This is a genomic window from Aeromonas sp. R1-1 (assembly GCF_040908495.1).
Lineage (GTDB): Bacteria > Pseudomonadota > Gammaproteobacteria > Enterobacterales > Aeromonadaceae > Aeromonas > Aeromonas veronii.
The window spans coordinates 1-1,349 of record NZ_JBFODV010000113.1 but is presented as its reverse complement, the minus strand read 5'-3'; the positions used below and the strand labels follow the sequence as shown (position 1 = coordinate 1,349).

The 1,349-nt window shown below is 62.9% G+C and carries 1 protein-coding gene; it reads left to right on the top strand.

Annotation, left to right across the window (positions count from 1 at the left end):
- Positions 1-1,275, top strand: a 1,275-nt coding sequence (locus AB5Y92_RS06755; RefSeq protein WP_368226103.1) for a basic amino acid/polyamine antiporter, incomplete at its 5' end; no start/stop codon positions are given.
- Between the last annotated feature and the right edge of the window lie 74 nt (positions 1,276-1,349).

Genomic DNA, 1,349 nt, shown 5'->3' with positions numbered 1-1,349 from the left:
GGGGTGGGCATCTTGGCGCTCGCCATGAGTTTTCTCTATCTGTCGCGGTTAAGGCCGGATCTCGACAGCGGTATCTACAGCTACGCCCGCGCCGGTTTTGGCGAGCTGGTGGGCTTTTTCTCCGCCTGGGGTTATTGGCTCTGCTCCACCATCGGCGTGGTGGGCTATCTGGTGATCGCCTTTGCCGCGCTGGGCAGCTTTGTCGATACGCCGGAGCAGGTCTGGTTTGGTGAGGGCAACACGCTGGCAGCGTTTGTCGGCGAGTCCTGCATCCTCTGGGCGGTGCACCTGCTGGTGGCCCGCGGCGTGCAGCAGGCGGCGCTGTTCAATCTGGTGGCGACCCTGGCCAAGAGCCTGCCGCTGCTGCTGTTTATCCTGTTCGCCTGCTACTGGTTCGATCCGGTCACCTTCGCGGCGGATCAGCAGGGCAGCACCCTGGCGGTACCGGTCTCCGAGCAGGTGCGCAACACCATGCTTATCACCCTCTGGGTCTTCACCGGTATCGAGGGGGCAGCGGTGTTGTCGGCCCGCGCCCGAAACCGGCGGGATGTGGGTACCGCCACCGTGCTTGGGGTGCTATTGGCACTGCTGCTCTATGTGCTTATCTCGGTGCTGGCGCTCGGAATATTGAGTCGGCCCGAGCTCGCAGCGCTGCCCAACCCCTCCATGGCAGGGCTGATGGCCCAGATGACCGGCTCCTGGGGCAAGCTGCTCATCAGCGTCGGCCTTATCGTCTCGGTGCTTGCCTCCTACGTGAGCTGGACCCTCTTCTCGGCGGAGGTGCCGTTCAGCGCGGCCCGCCACGGCGCGTTTCCCGCCATCTTCCGGCGCCAGAACCGCAATGGGACGCCTATCGCCTCGCTCTGGCTCACCAGCCTGACGGTGCAGACTTGCCTGCTGCTGGTGTGGCTGCTCGGCAAGGGCTACACCAGCCTGCTGCTTATCTCTACCTCGATGATTTTGGTGCCCTACCTGCTGATCGGCCTGTTCTTGCTCAAGCTCTCGTTCAGCAAGAAGGTTGAGGGCGGGCAGGGCCGCGGTCTGATGCGGGCGGTAGCGCTGGTATCGAGTTGTTACGGTTTCTGGCTGCTCTATGCTGCCGGGGTGGAGTATCTGCTGCTGTCGTTGTTGCTCTACGGGCCGGGTCTGCTGCTGTTTCTCTACAGCCGCCGTCAGCTGGGCGCAGATCTTTGCCTGAGTGGTCGCGAACGGCTGTTGGCCGGAGTGACCTTGCTGAGCCTGATCCCCGCCGTCTGGTCGTTCGCCCATCTCTGATATCGAAGATGTGACTGACCATAAAAGAGAGCGCCACCGTGGCGCTCTCTTGTTTTCAGGGACTGGTTATCAGG